This window comes from Amycolatopsis alkalitolerans, from assembly GCF_006152065.1.
Lineage (GTDB): Bacteria > Actinomycetota > Actinomycetes > Mycobacteriales > Pseudonocardiaceae > Amycolatopsis_E > Amycolatopsis_E alkalitolerans.
This window is the reverse complement of sequence record NZ_VDFW01000002.1, coordinates 12700-25826: the sequence shown is the minus strand read 5'-3', so window position 1 is coordinate 25826 and position 13127 is coordinate 12700. Positions and strand designations below refer to the sequence as shown.

14 protein-coding genes are annotated in these 13127 nt (G+C 69.3%); 4 read left to right on the top strand and 10 right to left on the bottom strand.

Translation table 11 applies throughout. The features are described 5' to 3' along the window. Nucleotides 1-130: 130 nt before the first annotated feature. A complete protein-coding gene (locus tag FG385_RS33745) occupies nucleotides 131-295 on the bottom strand; it encodes an amidohydrolase family protein (RefSeq protein ID WP_160148704.1) in 165 nt (54 codons plus the stop codon). A 37-nt stretch (nucleotides 296-332) separates the two neighbouring features. Here FG385_RS33745 and FG385_RS02130 point away from each other — a divergent pair, with 37 nt between their 5' ends. Next, on the top strand, nucleotides 333-548 hold the full coding sequence (locus tag FG385_RS02130; protein WP_139094880.1) for a hypothetical protein: 216 nt from the start codon (nucleotides 333-335) through the stop codon (nucleotides 546-548). Between the two features lie 223 nt (nucleotides 549-771). Next, a complete protein-coding gene (locus tag FG385_RS02125) occupies nucleotides 772-1107 on the top strand; it encodes a MerR family transcriptional regulator (RefSeq protein WP_139094879.1) in 336 nt (111 codons plus the stop codon). 145 nt (nucleotides 1108-1252) lie between these two features. Here FG385_RS02125 and FG385_RS02120 read toward each other — a convergent pair whose 3' ends face one another. The 3 genes from FG385_RS02120 to FG385_RS34235 form a co-directional block, all read right to left on the bottom strand. Beyond that, nucleotides 1253-4078 carry a vitamin B12-dependent ribonucleotide reductase gene (locus FG385_RS02120; protein ID WP_139094878.1) on the bottom strand — a complete coding sequence of 942 codons (2826 nt, stop codon included), beginning with the start codon at nucleotides 4076-4078 and terminating at the stop codon, nucleotides 1253-1255. Between the two features lie 27 nt (nucleotides 4079-4105). Next, a complete protein-coding gene (gene nrdR, locus FG385_RS02115) occupies nucleotides 4106-4600 on the bottom strand; it encodes a transcriptional regulator NrdR (RefSeq protein WP_139094877.1) in 495 nt (164 codons plus the stop codon). 285 nt (nucleotides 4601-4885) lie between these two features. Continuing rightward, a complete protein-coding gene (locus FG385_RS34235) occupies nucleotides 4886-5350 on the bottom strand; it encodes a LysM peptidoglycan-binding domain-containing protein (RefSeq protein ID WP_200834263.1) in 465 nt (154 codons plus the stop codon). A gap of 255 nt (nucleotides 5351-5605) precedes the next feature. On the opposite strand from FG385_RS34235, the gene lexA reads away from it, so the two are divergent. After that, entirely contained in the window at nucleotides 5606-6331 is a 726-nt protein-coding gene (gene lexA, locus FG385_RS02105; protein WP_139094876.1) for a transcriptional repressor LexA, read from the top strand. Here the strand turns inward: lexA and FG385_RS02100 are convergent, their stop codons facing one another. Genes FG385_RS02100 through FG385_RS02090 form a run of 3 tightly spaced genes read right to left on the bottom strand, consistent with a single transcriptional unit; the run spans nucleotide 6332 to nucleotide 9361 of the window. Further along, a complete protein-coding gene (locus FG385_RS02100) occupies nucleotides 6332-7357 on the bottom strand; it encodes a hypothetical protein (RefSeq protein ID WP_139095181.1) in 1026 nt (341 codons plus the stop codon). Nucleotides 7358-7383: 26 nt separating this feature from the next. After that, nucleotides 7384-8817 (bottom strand): GTPase HflX, encoded by a 1434-nt coding sequence (gene hflX, locus FG385_RS02095; protein ID WP_139094875.1) that lies wholly within the window; start codon nucleotides 8815-8817, stop codon nucleotides 7384-7386. 43 nt (nucleotides 8818-8860) lie between these two features. After that, nucleotides 8861-9361, bottom strand: a complete 501-nt coding sequence (locus FG385_RS02090; protein WP_139094874.1) for a winged helix-turn-helix domain-containing protein — start codon at nucleotides 9359-9361, stop codon at nucleotides 8861-8863. A gap of 54 nt (nucleotides 9362-9415) precedes the next feature. On the opposite strand from FG385_RS02090, the gene FG385_RS02085 reads away from it, so the two are divergent. Then, the gene (locus tag FG385_RS02085; RefSeq protein ID WP_139094873.1) at nucleotides 9416-10657 is read left to right on the top strand and encodes an MFS transporter; all 1242 of its coding nucleotides are present in this window, start codon (nucleotides 9416-9418) and stop codon (nucleotides 10655-10657) included. Here FG385_RS02085 and dapF read toward each other — a convergent pair. Genes dapF through FG385_RS02070 form a run of 3 tightly spaced genes read right to left on the bottom strand, consistent with a single transcriptional unit; the run spans nucleotide 10648 to nucleotide 13124 of the window. Beyond that, a complete protein-coding gene (gene dapF / locus FG385_RS02080) occupies nucleotides 10648-11469 on the bottom strand; it encodes a diaminopimelate epimerase (protein ID WP_139094872.1) in 822 nt (273 codons plus the stop codon). The two genes, FG385_RS02085 and dapF, sit on opposite strands and share 10 nt — an antisense overlap. A 9-nt stretch (nucleotides 11470-11478) precedes the next feature. Next, entirely contained in the window at nucleotides 11479-12462 is a 984-nt protein-coding gene (miaA, locus tag FG385_RS02075; protein WP_139094871.1) for a tRNA (adenosine(37)-N6)-dimethylallyltransferase MiaA, read from the bottom strand. Further along, complete coding sequence (locus tag FG385_RS02070; protein ID WP_139094870.1) at nucleotides 12459-13124, bottom strand: class III extradiol dioxygenase subunit B-like domain-containing protein; 666 nt, start codon at nucleotides 13122-13124, stop codon at nucleotides 12459-12461. Before FG385_RS02070 ends, miaA begins: the two co-directional genes overlap by 4 nt. Nucleotides 13125-13127 lie beyond the last annotated feature (3 nt).

Genomic DNA, 13127 nt, shown 5'->3' with positions numbered 1-13127 from the left:
CCGCAGTTACGACGAGACGGCACGCCGGAACGTGACAGAGGTTAGCGGGCAGCAAGTGAACAAGTGGTTTGGCGGGGTGACCGGGCCTGGCTCGGTCACCCCCAAGCTTGTGTCGAAGCCGTGCGTGCGGTCAGAGATCGAGCAGTTCGGCCAGCGTGCCGCCGAGGACGCGATCGCGCAGCGCACCTGGCTGAGTCACGCGTTCGACGGTGGCGCGGGAGAGAATCGGGTCGCCATAGGGGGCGTCGGAACCGAACAGTGCGCGCTCAGGTATCTCGTTGATGGCCAGTCGCACCGCGAAGATGATGTTCGCTGTCGACAGCTCCAGGTAGATGTTCGGGGTTTCCCGGGCCAGCTCGATCGGTGGCTGCTCGCAGAACCGGCTCGATCCGCCCGGCTCCGTCCGGTGGCGGCGTCAGCTCACCGATGCCCCGAAAGCCCCGGCCGAGGACCTCTCGCTCGACGTCCGCCGCAATCTGCGGGGCCGGGACGTCCAGGCGAACCTTGCCGAACCCGATGAAACGGTCGGGGTGTGCCGCGCACGCTGAGTCGAGTTCCTGCCAGGCGGTTCGGTAGTTGTCCGGCCCGTTGGACCGTCCGCTGATCGTCTCGTCCCGCACGCTCCTCTCGCGCCGGAACGAGGCCAGATCGGTGGCTCGCTCAGGATGCGGCCGGGTGCCGAATGGTCATGGTCGGTGGCGGCGGAATGCGGCCACCGGCCCCAGTGTTGGACGTTGACACAATGGCAAGGTCAAGCTCAGTGGCGCGGCGATGTTGATCGGACAGTTGGCCAAACTCACCGGGACGAGCGAGCGCCCACTCCGTTACTACGAACGGGTTCGGCCTGCTCACATCGAGCAGGCAGCCAATGGATACCGCGACTACGACGATGCCGCCGAGCACAGGGTCAGGCACATTCGTGCCCTGCTGGCCGCCGGACTGTCCACCGAGCTGATTCGGCAGCTGCTGCCCTGTGCCGTCGCGGACGGCTCGCTGCGTCCGTGCCCAGGTGTGCTGAACAAGTTACGCACCCCACTCGCCCGCCTTGATCAGCGCGCGGACGAGTTGACACGCGCCCGCCAGACACTTCGACAGGCCATCCGGTAACCGAACAGGCCGAGTAGCCACCGCCGGCCACTACAGCGCACGTGTTGGGTTGAACGCAACGCCCGACTCGCCAAAAAACGGCAGATGGGGTGCCGACACGAAGTCCGCACCCCATCTGACCACCTTATTTACTGTCAGCCAAGGCTCAGCTGCAGCCCGACGTGGCGCCGCAGCCTTCGCAGACGTAGCACGAGCCCGCGGGGCGCATCTTCGTGCCGCAGGTCATGCACAGCGGCGCGTCGTTGGCCTTGCCCAGGTGCAGGTCCATCAGTTCGGCCGTACTGTGCGCCGCCTCCGGCTCGACCGGGCGGTGCGGCTCCGTTTCGGCGCGGCGCGACTCGACCGTGCTGCGCAGTTCCTCCAGGTCCACGCTCTCCAGCTCCGGAGCGGAGGAGCTGCCGTAACCGGACTCGACCTGCTTGGTGCGCTCCTCGGCGGTGAAGATGCCCAGCTGCGCCCGCTTCTCGTACGGCAGGTAGTCCAGCGCGAGCCGGCGGAAGAGGTAGTCCAGCACGCTCGTGGCGATCCGGATGTCCGGGTCGTCGGTCATCCCGGCCGGCTCGAAGCGCAGGTTGGAGAACTTCGAGACGTAGAACTCGAGCGGGATCCCGTACTGCAGGCCCACCGAGATCGACATCGAGAACGCGTCCATCACGCCGGCCAGGGTCGAACCCTGCTTGCCCAGTTTGACGAAGATCTCGCCGAGCCCGTCGTCCGGGTACGAACCCGCGTGCAGGTAGCCCTCGGCGCCGCCGACGGTGAACGACAAGGTCTGGCTCGGGCGCTTCTTCGGCAGGCGCTTGCGGACCGGCTTGTACTCGACGACCTTCTCCGGTTCGACGTCCGCCTTGGCCTCGGACTTCTTCGCCGTGGACAACGGCTGGCCGACCTTGCAGTTGTCACGGTAGATCGCGAGCGCCTTCAGCCCCAGCTTCCAGCCCTCGAAGTAGATCTCCTCGATTTCCTCGACGGTCGCCGCCTCCGGCATGTTGACCGTCTTCGAGATCGCACCCGAGATGAACGGCTGCACCGCCGCCATCATCCGCACGTGCCCCATCGGCCTGATCGACCGCTCGCCGACCGCGCAGTCGAACACCTCGTAGTGCTCGGGGCGCAGGCCCGGCGCGTCCACGACGTGACCGTGCTGCGCGATGTACTCGACGATCGCCTCGATCTGCTCGTCCTGGTAGCCCAGGGCCTTCAGCGCGCGCGGGACGGTCTGGTTGACGATCTGCATCGAGCCGCCGCCGACCAGCTTCTTGAACTTGACCAGCGAGAAGTCCGGCTCGATCCCGGTCGTGTCGCAGTCCATCATGAAACCGATGGTGCCGGTGGGCGCGAGCACGCTGGCCTGCGCGTTGCGCCAGCCGTTCTTGGCGCCGATCTCGATACCGCGCTGCCACTCGGTGGTGGCCAGGCCGCGCATCGCGGCGTCGTTCGCGTGCAGGGTGCGGATCGCGTCGTTCGCCGCGGCGTGCTTGCGCATGACGCGCTGGTGCGCCTCGGCGTTGCGGGCGTAGCCCTCGTACGCGCCGACGATCCCGGCCAGCTCCGCCGACCGGCGGTAGGAGGTACCGGTCATCAGTGAGGTGATCGCCGCCGCCAGTGCACGGCCGCCGTCGGAGTCGTAGGCGTGCCCGGTGGCCATCAGCAGCGCACCCAGGTTGGCGTAGCCGATCCCGAGCTGGCGGAACTTGCGCGTGGTGTCACCGATCGGCTCGGTCGGGAAGTCCGCGAAGCAGATCGAGATGTCCATCGCGGTGATGACGAACTCGACGGCCTTCACGAACAGTTCCGCGTCGAACATGCCGTCGTCCTTCAGGAACTTCAGCAGGTTCAGCGAGGCGAGGTTGCAGCTGGAGTTGTCCAGGTGCATGTACTCGCTGCACGGGTTGGACGCGGAGATGCGGCCCGACTCGGGGCAGGTGTGCCAGTCGTTGATCGTGCTGTCGTACTGGAGGCCCGGGTCCGCGCACTCCCACGCGGCCTGCGCCATCGACCGGAAGAGCTTCTTCGCGTCGACGGTCTCGATCACCTCGCCGGTCAGGCGGGCACGCAGGCCGAACTCGCCGCCCGACTCGACCGCGTGCATGAACTCGTCGTTGACGCGGACGGAGTTGTTCGCGTTCTGGTACTGCACCGAGTGGATGTCGGCACCGGAGAGATCCATGTCGAACCCGGCGTCGCGCAGGACCTTGATCTTCTCCTCCTCGCGCGCCTTCGTCTGGATGAACTCCTCGACGTCGGGGTGATCGACGTCGAGCACGACCATCTTCGCCGCGCGACGGGTCGCCCCGCCGGACTTGATGGTGCCCGCGGACGCGTCGGCGCCGCGCATGAACGAGACCGGGCCGGAGGCGGTGCCGCCGGAGGAGAGCAGCTCCTTCGAGGAGCGGATGCGCGACAGGTTCAGCCCGGCACCGGAGCCGCCCTTGAAGATCAGGCCCTCTTCCTTGTACCAGTTGAGGATCGAGTCCATGTTGTCGTCGACCGCGAGGATGAAGCAGGCGCTGACCTGCTGCTTCGAGGTCGTGCCGACGTTGAACCAGACCGGGGAGTTGAAGCTGAACACCTGGTGCAGCAGCATCCAGGTCAGCTCGTGCTCGAAGATCTCGGCGTCGGCCCCGGTGGCGAAGTAGCCGTTCTCGGTGCCGGCCCTGACGTAGGTCTTCACGACCCGGTCGATGAGCTGCTTGAGGCTGTTCTCGCGCTGCGGGCTGCCGACCGCGCCGCGGAAGTACTTGCTGGCGACGATGTTCGTCGCGTTGACCGACCAGAACCCGGGGAACTCGACCCCGCGCTGCTCGAAGTTGATCGAACCGTCGCGCCAGTTGGTCATCACGACGTCGCGCTTTTCCCAGTTCACCTCGTCATAAGGGTGCACACCCTCAGTGGTGAACACGCGCTCGACGGTGAGCCCGCGCTTACCCCTCTTCGCGCCTTTACTGCCTGTCGCCACGGTCTCCGTCATCGACTTGTCCCTCTCCCGCCGGCGAGTTCACTCGCCGGCCGCGCTCCTGTCGCCGTCGTGCGGCGCTCCCGAATCCGCCATGGCCGCGCGCAGGTCCGCGATCTCCTTCTCGAAGTCCTCCACCGAGGAGAAGGAGCGGTAGACGCTGGCGAACCGGAGGTACGCGACCTCGTCGAGTTCCCGGAGCGGACCGAGGATGGCGAGGCCGACCTCGTGACTCGGGATCTCCGCGACGCCAGCGGAGCGGATCGACTCCTCGACCCGCTGTGCGAGTTGCTGCAGGGCGTCGTCGTCGACCGGCCTGCCCTGGCAGGCCCGGCGCACGCCCCGGACCACCTTGTCCCTGCTGAACTGCTCGGTCACCCCGGACCGCTTGACGACGGCGAGCACCATCGTCTCCGAGGTGGTGAACCTGCGGCCGCAGGCCGAGCACGACCTGCGGCGGCGGATCGCCTGCCCCTCGTCCACCTCGCGGGAGTCGACGACCCGGGAGTCGGCATGGCGGCAGAACGGGCACCGCACGACCGATCACCTTCCCCTTCCGTCTGTTCCCGTTGGATACCCGTCGCGCCCGGCCGCCACGCAACGGCCCGGAAACGATGCTGACCTGGTGATCATCTTGTGGATATCCGGTGGGTGGACATCACCTAGCTGTGGACAACTCGCTTTTCAGTCTACCCCAACTTGTGGACCAACTACAGCCATGTAACTACTAGATATAGCGGTTGACCTTAGATCGCACGCCAACGCGGCGCAAGCGACCCGGCCGGGTGAAGCGCGTGTCACGAGGCACCTCTCGGCGGGAGGTCACCGGCCCGCGCCGAGCGGTCCCGAGTCCACCGGGACGGTCAGCGGCAGGCCGGGCACGACGGTGGCGTCGCCGAGGCCGTTCACCTGCTTGATGCGGGCCACGACGGCCCCGGTATCCGCACTCGGCGCGTACTCCTGGGCGACGTCCCACAACGTCTCACCTACGCCGACGGTCACCGTGGCCGTCCGCTCGGGCACCGCGCCCGACATCCCTTCGGCGAAAACACCCAGACCGGTGACAATGAGCCCGACGGCGAGAGCGACCACGGCGAGCCACGGCCAGCGCGGTACGACGCGCCGGGGCGCGCAGTCAGGTACGACCGCCCGGCGGCGACCGGCGACGACCCGGGCGCGTGTGGGTGGCCGGCGGGGCTCCCCGCGCCTTCGCGCCCGGACCGGCACCGGACGGGCTCCAGTCGCGTTCTCGCTGGTCACCGCGCTACTGTCCAGCAGTATCGACATCGTGAACCTCCTCGTGGCCCGGCCCCGCAGGGCGGGCCTCGGGTCGAACACTCGTTCTATCGAATCTCTGCGCGAATGTGTACCACCAGGGTCCGACAAAATCGAGAGCCACCCGGCGTGTCGCTCGAACAGTTGTTTGATGTTCGGCGTCCGGTGCACTACCCTCGGTGACCAGGACAAGGCGATACGCGCCGGTCGCGCACGGTCTGCGGCCCGGCAGGTACGAACCGAGCGATGTGGCTGGAAGGCAGCACCATGACAGACAGCGAAGAGTCGGCCGAGATTCCGCGCAGGCCCGGCGGACGATTCGGGGATGTGCACCCGCTCCCCGATCCCGAGGATGTCGAGGAGGGCCTGAGCCCGCGGCAGCAGCAGGTCCTGGAGGTCATTCGCGCCTGGGTCGACCGGTTCGGCTATCCGCCGAGCGTGCGCGAGATCGGCGAGGCGGTCGGCCTCACGTCCACATCCTCGGTCTCGCACCAGTTGCGCACCTTGCAGCGCAAGGGATATCTGCGCCGCGACGCCAACCGGCCGCGTGCGGTCGGCGTGCTCACCGCGGATGCCGAGCGCGCCGCGCGGATCGGGCGCACCGAGAGTGACATGCCGAAGCCCGCGTACGTGCCGGTGGTCGGCCGGATCGCCGCCGGTGGACCGGTGCTGGCCGAGCAGGCGATCGAGGACGTGTTCCCGCTGCCGAAGGACATCATCGGCGAGGGCGAGGTGTTCCTGCTGAAAGTCACCGGTGACTCGATGGTCGAGGCCGCGATCACCGATGGCGACTGGGTCGCGGTGCGCCAGCAGCCGACCGCGAACAACGGTGAGATCGTCGCCGCGATGATCGACGGCGAGGCAACGGTGAAAACGTTCAAACGCCAGGGCGGCCACCTCTGGCTGCTGCCGCAGAACGAAGCGTACGAGCCCATCAATGGGGATGAGGCGACCGTTCTCGGGAAGGTGGTGGCCGTTCTGCGCCGGCTGTAGCTATTTACGGGCGGAGCGGCGCCGGAGCCTGGCGACCGCAAAGAGGCCACCGCCCGCGAGGACCACGGCCAGGATCAGGGCTGATACCGGGCTGATGCCCGGCGAGCCTCCAGCGCCGGAACTGCTCTCGTGACCGGCGGCGGCCGGGGCGCCGTCCCGAGCGTCCTGCGTCGGTGGCGCAACGAGAGACGCGGCGTTCTTGACCGCGCGGATCGGCTGTCCGGCGCCCTCCCCGCCGGACAAGAGCGTGCCGTCCGGTTCGAACGCCAGCGCCTCACCCTGCTGCTCGTCGGGCAACGGGATACGCACCGGGGCCCGTTTCAGCGCCGCCGCCACGTCGCCGTCCGGAGCCAGGTACAGATAGGCGTCGGTGTAGGTTCGCAGGGCCACCACCGTGCCGTCGGCGCTCGAAGCGGCCCCGGTCACGAGCACGGAACCGAAACCGGCCACCGGGCCGCCGGGAGTGCCGGTGGTCTTGAACTCGACGGTGCCGACCTTCTCGAGCGGGGTCGGCCCAGGGCTTGTCAGCGCGGAAACCGGACGGTAGACGCCGGAGTCGCCGAACGGGGTCTTCGTCACCAGATAGGGAGTGCCCTGCCGGTCGAGCAGCAGGGCTTCCACGTCGTGCTGGCCGTCCGGATAGGTCAGCCGGTACAGCGTCGCCTTGCCCTGCGGCGGCAGAGCGACCAGCGCGACCGTGGCGCGCTTCTTGTCGTTGTCGCCGGTGTCCGAAAGCCACAACGTGCCGTCCGGCGTCCTCGCGAGGTCCTCCGGGTCATACGGATCGAGAGAGTTCGTGATCACCCGCTGCACGGCACAGTCGTGCCCGAGCACGAAAACCTGGACCTTGCTGCCGCCGTCGTTGATCGCGTACCACCACTGCCCGTCACTGACCAGCCCGGACATCTCGGTGAGCCGCTGGTCCGAGACCGTGCACACCGTGGCCGGCGCGTCCGCCGCCGCGGCGGGAGCGACGGACAGCGCGAGGACGAACGAGAAGGTGGCGAGCAGCGCGCCCCAGCGCATGGTCACCGAACCGACGGTACCGACAGTCAGGCCGGGGAGCCGTTCACGACATAGGATTCCAGCGCCGAAGCGAGATCCGGCCGGACTCGCGCACACAGCCGCGTACCTTCCGGGAGGTGCTCCTCCGTCAGCACCTCGCCGTCGGAGTGCACCCGGGCGACGAGCGCTCCACGCGTGTACGGGACGAGCGCCTCGACGGTGACCTCAGGCCGGGGCAGCCGCGCGGCGATCTCCTCGATCAGCTCCGGCACGCCTTTCCCGGTCCGCGCGGACACCACGACCGCGTCGGGCAGGGAATGCCGCAGCCGCACCAGGGACAGCTCGTCCGCCGCGTCCGCTTTGTTGATCACGAGCAGCTCGGGCGGCAGGGCCGAGGACCGCCGGCGGTTGATCTCCGCGAGCACCTCGTGCACCGCGTCGACCTGCTCTTCCGGCGCCGGGTCGGACCCGTCCACGACGTGCACCAGCAGATCCGCGTCGGCCGCTTCGTCCAGCGTCGAACGGAACGCGTCGACCAGCTGATGCGGCAGGTGCCGTACGAACCCGACGGTGTCGGTCAGCGTGTACGTGCGCCCGTCCGGCGTCGCCGACCGCCTGGTCGTCGGGTCCAGCGTGGCGAACAGCGCGTCCTCGACGAGCACGCCCGCGCCCGTGATGGCGTTGAGCAGACTCGACTTACCCGCGTTCGTGTAACCGACGATCGCGACGCTCGGCACCTCGTTGGCGAGCCGGCGGCCCCGCTTGGTGCCCCGGATCGTGTCCATCGCCGCGATCTCGCGGCGCAGCTTCGCCACCCGCTTGCCGATCCGTCGGCGATCGGTCTCGAGCTTCGTCTCACCGGGACCACGCAGGCCCACGCCGCCGCCCGCGCCACCCGCGCGGCCACCGGCCTGCCGGGACAGCGATTCGCCCCAGCCGCGCAGCCGCGGGATGAGGTACTGCAGCTGGGCCAGCTCGACCTGCGCCTTGCCCTCCTTCGAGCGGGCGTGCTGGGCGAAGATGTCCAGGATCAGCGCCGTCCGGTCGATCACCTTGACCCTGAGCTTGGCCTCCAGCTGGCGCAGCTGGCCCGGCGAGAGCTCACCGTCGCAGATCACCGTGTCGGCACCGGTCGCGATGACGACGTCGGACAACTCGCGCACCTTGCCCGAGCCGATGTACGTGGCGGGATCCGGCTTGTCGCGCCGCTGCACGAGCCCCTCGAGCACCTCCGAGCCCGCCGTCTCGGCCAGTCGCGCGAGCTCCGCCAGCGACCCTTCGGACTGCGCCGCGGTGCCTTCGGTCCACACGCCGACCAGCACCACTCGTTCCAGGCGGAGCTGCCGGTACTCGACCTCGGTGACGTCCGCCAGTTCGGTGGAGAGCCCGGCGACACGCCTGAGAGAGGCGCGTTCCTCCAGTTCCAGCTCGCCGGCCGACGGGTCCTCTTCGAGGAAGTCTGTGTGTGTCAGTTCTGTCATCGTCCTTCTATCGTCCCACGATTCGCGGGAGATGCCGAGCGCATTACAGGCTCGGGTATGTCGCGACGTAGATCGCGGTGCGCTCGCCGCGGCCGGTGTCCGACCGGTCCTTGAACTCTTCCAGCAGATCCTGGAGCCGGTCCTCGAACTCGGTGAGGCCCTCTTCCGGCACCTGCACGACGAGCCTCGTCTGCCGTAGCCGGGCCGGGGCCACCTCGGCGATCTCCGCCAGAAAGGCCTCCAGCATCGCCTTCGCCGTCTCCTCATGGAGCCCTGCGCCCGTGAGGTACCACGACAACCCCGTGGACAGGTAAGGGATCTCTTTCGCGCCCCGCTTCCCGCGCCGCGGCGGCTGAGGAGCGAGGAAGCCCGTGTCCACCAGCTTGCGCACGTGGTGTAGCACCGTCGCCGGGTCGCGGCCCAGACGCTCGGCCAACTCCTTGTTGGTCAGCGCGTCCGCATAGGTCAACCGGATGATGCGCAGCCGTATTCCGGAGGCGAGCGCGTTCGCCTCGGCCTCGGTCGCTTCGCGGCGGGTCGTCACTACCCAAGCTTAAGTGATTGACTGTTTCCAATCACTCGGGGAAGACTGGTTCCCATGCGGCGCGACACGCTCTGGTTCCATGCGGACTTCCGGCGGCTGTGGGCGAGCGACACGGTCAGCCAGGGCGGCACCTTCGTGGGCCAGACCGTGATCCCCCTGCTCGCGGCGACCGTGCTCGCCGCGACGCCGTTCGAAATGGGCCTGCTCACGGCCGCCGAGAACGCGGCCTTCCTGCTCATCGGGCTGCCGGCGGGCGTCTGGGTGGACCGGTTGCGGCGCCGCCCGCTGATGCTGCGCGCCGACTTCGCCCGTGCCGCGCTGCTGGGCACGGTGCCGCTCGCGTGGTGGACGGGTGTGCTCACGCTGGCCCAGTTGATCGTCGTGGCGCTGCTCGTCAGTGCCTGCACGGTGTTCTTCGACGTTTCCTACCAGTCGTACCTGCCGTCCCTGGTAGGCCGGGAGCACCTGCTCGAAGGCAACGCGAAGCTGCAGGCCAGCCAGTCCGTCGCGCAGGTCGCCGGCCCGGGGCTCGGCGGCGGACTCGCACAGCTCGCGGGCGCCGCGAACGCGGTGCTCGCGACCGGGCTCGGTTACCTCGCCTCGGGGCTTTTCCTGTTGCGTATCAAGACCGTCGAGCCCGAACCTGAACGACACGACGGGACACGGCTACGGACTCAGGTCGCCGAAGGCATGCGCTTCGTGTTCCACAACCCGACGCTGCGGGCCATCACGCTGTGCACCGGCACGGCGAACCTGGGGAACACGATCTTCCAGGCGATGCTGATCCTGTTCCTCACCCGGAACCTCGGCCTCGGCTCGGCGGCGGTCGGCGCGATACTGACGACGATGGGCGTCGGGGGCGTCGCGGGCGCACTCGTCTCGGGCTGGTGCACCCGCTGTATCGGGCAGGCCAGGGCGATCTGGCTCATCCCCCTGCTCACCTGGCCGTTCCAGCTGCTGGTACCGCTCGCCGCGCCTGGCTGGCGCATCGCACTCGTGCCGGCGGGGGCCGCCGTGATGAGCTTCGGCGTGATCGTCTACAACGTCGCGCAGGTCAGCTACCGCCAGGCCATCTGCCCGGACCGGCTGCTCGGCCGGATGAACGCGACCGTGCGGTTCCTGGTGTGGGGCACGATGCCGATCGGCGGGCTGATCGGCGGCGGGCTCGGCGCCTGGCTCGGCGTGCGGGGCGCGTTGTGGATCGGGTCCGCCTCGCTCGTCATCCCGGTCGCGTTGGTGGTGCTCTCACCGCTGCGGAAGATGCGTGACCTGCCGAAGGAAGCGACCTACGCCTGAGCGTCCCACCACTCGTCGTAGAGCTCACCGCGCGCGACGAGCTCCGCGGGGCCGGTCAGCGTGGCCTCGCCGCGCTCCATCGACACCGTGACCCGGCCGCCCGGTATGTCCACTGTGGACTCGCCACTGTCGGTGCCGGCGAGGTGCAACGCGGCGGCGACCGCGGCCACCGTACCCGTGCCGCACGAGCGCGTCTCGCCGACGCCCCGCTCGTACACCCGCATGCGCAGGGCGCCCGCACCCAGCGGGTTCACGAACTCCAGGTTCACGCCCTCGGGAAAGAAGTCCTTGTCGTACCGCGGCTCTTCGCACAGGTTCAGCTCGGCGACGTCATCGTCCACAACGGACACCAGATGCGGGTTGCCGACGTCCACCGCGACGCCGGAGAAGTCCCGGTCGTCGACGATCGCGACCGAGGCGCCGGTGATCGAGGCCGGCCCCATGTGCACGGTGACCGAGCCGCCCGGGCGCACGATCACGCGCTTGTCACCGGCGCGGCTGCCGAGCACGAACTCCGGCCCGGCGGCCAGCCCCGACTCGGTCAGGTACCGCGCGAACACGCGCATCCCGTTGCCGCACATCTCCGCGAGGGACCCGTCGGCGTTGCGGTAGTCCATGAACCACTCACCCGCGGACTCCTGCCCGAGCGCGGTGGACCGGACCACTCGGAGCACCCCATCGGCGCCGAGCCCACGCCGGCGGTCGCACAGCGCGGCAACCCGGCCCGGTGTCAGGTCGAGCCGGCCGTCCGGATCGGGCAGCAGCACGAAGTCGTTCTGTGTGCCATGCCCCTTGAGAAACTCGATCGCCACACGGTCAGACTACTGGCAGAGCACGGAAAGCACTCGCGCGGCCACGCTGTGATCGTTTCCCGGGAACCAGGCGATCCTGCCGTCCCGGCGGAACCAGGATCGTTGCCTGCGAACGAATCGGCGCGTGGCCTGCTTCGTCGCCGCCGCGGCCGCCGCGAAATCCCCGGCTCCGTCGAGCTGCGCCAGCACCTGCTGGTACCCGAGCGCCCGCGAAGCGGTCTTCCCCTCGCGCAGCCCTCGATCGGCCAGCGCGCGTACCTCGTCGACCAGCCCGGCCGCGAACATCCGGTCCACCCGCCGGTCGACCCGTTCGTCCAGTTCCGCCGGTTCGCGGTCGACGCCGACGAGCACCGCGCCGTAACGCGCCGGCCCGGGTTTCGGCATGGTGGCGGAGAACGGCTCGCCGGTGAGCTCGATGACCTCGAGCGCGCGGACGATCCGGCGGGTGTTCGAGGGCAGGATCGCCGCCGCCGCGGCGGGATCGAGGCGCGCGAGCCGCTCGTGCATCGTCGCGGCCCCGGCTTCGGCCGCTTCCGCTTCGAGCCGGGCACGGACGGCCGGGTCGGTGCCGGGGAAGCGCAGGTCGTCGAGCACCGCCTGCACGTACAGTCCGGAGCCGCCCGCGAGGATCGGCACCTTGCCCTCGGCGAGCAGGCGTTCGACGACGGCCCGCGCGTCACGCTGATACGCCGCGACCGACGCGGTCTCGGTCACGTCGAGCACGTCGAGGAGGTGGTGCGGGATACCGCGGCGCTCCTCGACCGTCACCTTCGCGGTGCCGATGTCCATGCCGCGGTAGAGCTGCATCGCGTCGGCGTTGACCACCTCACCGCCCACCTGCTCCGCGAGGGTGATGGCGAGCTCGGACTTCCCGGTCGCGGTCGGCCCGACCACGGCGATCGGTGCCCTCGGCGCCGATGCGGGAGACCCCGCACCCCGCCGGTCCTCCTGCGCAGGCGTTCCTTCGTCCGCGCCTGCTGGTCCGGTCCTCATCCCCGCTCCCACACCGCGACGTGGTAGGCGACCCCGAACGGTGCCGCGGAGTACAGCAGTTCCGCGTGCCAGTCCCCGCCCGTGCCGGCGAGTACCTGCCACGGCACGCGGCCGCCGGCGCCGAGATCCCTGGCGAGCGCCGGGTCGAGCCGCAGCAGGGCCTCGGTGTCGGCCTTCGCCAGCGCCTTCGCGACCAGTTCGTCGAACGCGGGTGCGCGCTCGTCCTCGCTGCCGGGTGAGCCGGGGCCGTGCCGGTTCGAGCCGTCACCGAGGATCAGCAGGTCACCGTCCAGTTCGTGACCAAGGCGGGCACAGTCCGCGGCTCTCGTGCCTTCCGCGACCAGCCGCACCTGAACCGACTCGGCCCCCGCCTGCTCCCGCAACCAGCCCGCGATCAGCGCGGGTAACGGCAGATCACGGTCCGTCCCGTGCGCGGACAGCCGGACGCGCTCGTCCACGCCGTAACCACGGAAGGAACCGGCCGCGTCCGGGCCGATGACCTCGTCCCGCGTATGCACGCCGACAGCCGTCCACACCGGGCCCAGCGTGCCGGCCGCGGCAACGCACGCCTCGCGGAGAGTGGCCAGGTCAGGAGCGGGTCCGGGGGAAAGCCGAGGCACCAGCAACGGGGGTTGTGGTACCACGACGGCACGCCTGATCACACT

Coding starts and splice junctions, on each gene's coding strand:
- FG385_RS02130 (WP_139094880.1), top strand. CDS start 333: ATGTTCGGGGTTTCCCGGGCCAGCTCGATCGGTGGCTGCTCGCAGAAC.
- FG385_RS02125 (WP_139094879.1), top strand. CDS start 772: ATGTTGATCGGACAGTTGGCCAAACTCACCGGGACGAGCGAGCGCCCA.
- FG385_RS02120 (WP_139094878.1), bottom strand. CDS start 4,078: ATGACGGAGACCGTGGCGACAGGCAGTAAAGGCGCGAAGAGGGGTAAG.
- FG385_RS34235 (WP_200834263.1), bottom strand. CDS start 5,350: ATGTCGATACTGCTGGACAGTAGCGCGGTGACCAGCGAGAACGCGACT.
- lexA (WP_139094876.1), top strand. CDS start 5,606: ATGACAGACAGCGAAGAGTCGGCCGAGATTCCGCGCAGGCCCGGCGGA.
- FG385_RS02100 (WP_139095181.1), bottom strand. CDS start 7,357: ATGCGCTGGGGCGCGCTGCTCGCCACCTTCTCGTTCGTCCTCGCGCTG.
- hflX (WP_139094875.1), bottom strand. CDS start 8,817: ATGACAGAACTGACACACACAGACTTCCTCGAAGAGGACCCGTCGGCC.
- FG385_RS02085 (WP_139094873.1), top strand. CDS start 9,416: ATGCGGCGCGACACGCTCTGGTTCCATGCGGACTTCCGGCGGCTGTGG.
- miaA (WP_139094871.1), bottom strand. CDS start 12,462: ATGAGGACCGGACCAGCAGGCGCGGACGAAGGAACGCCTGCGCAGGAG.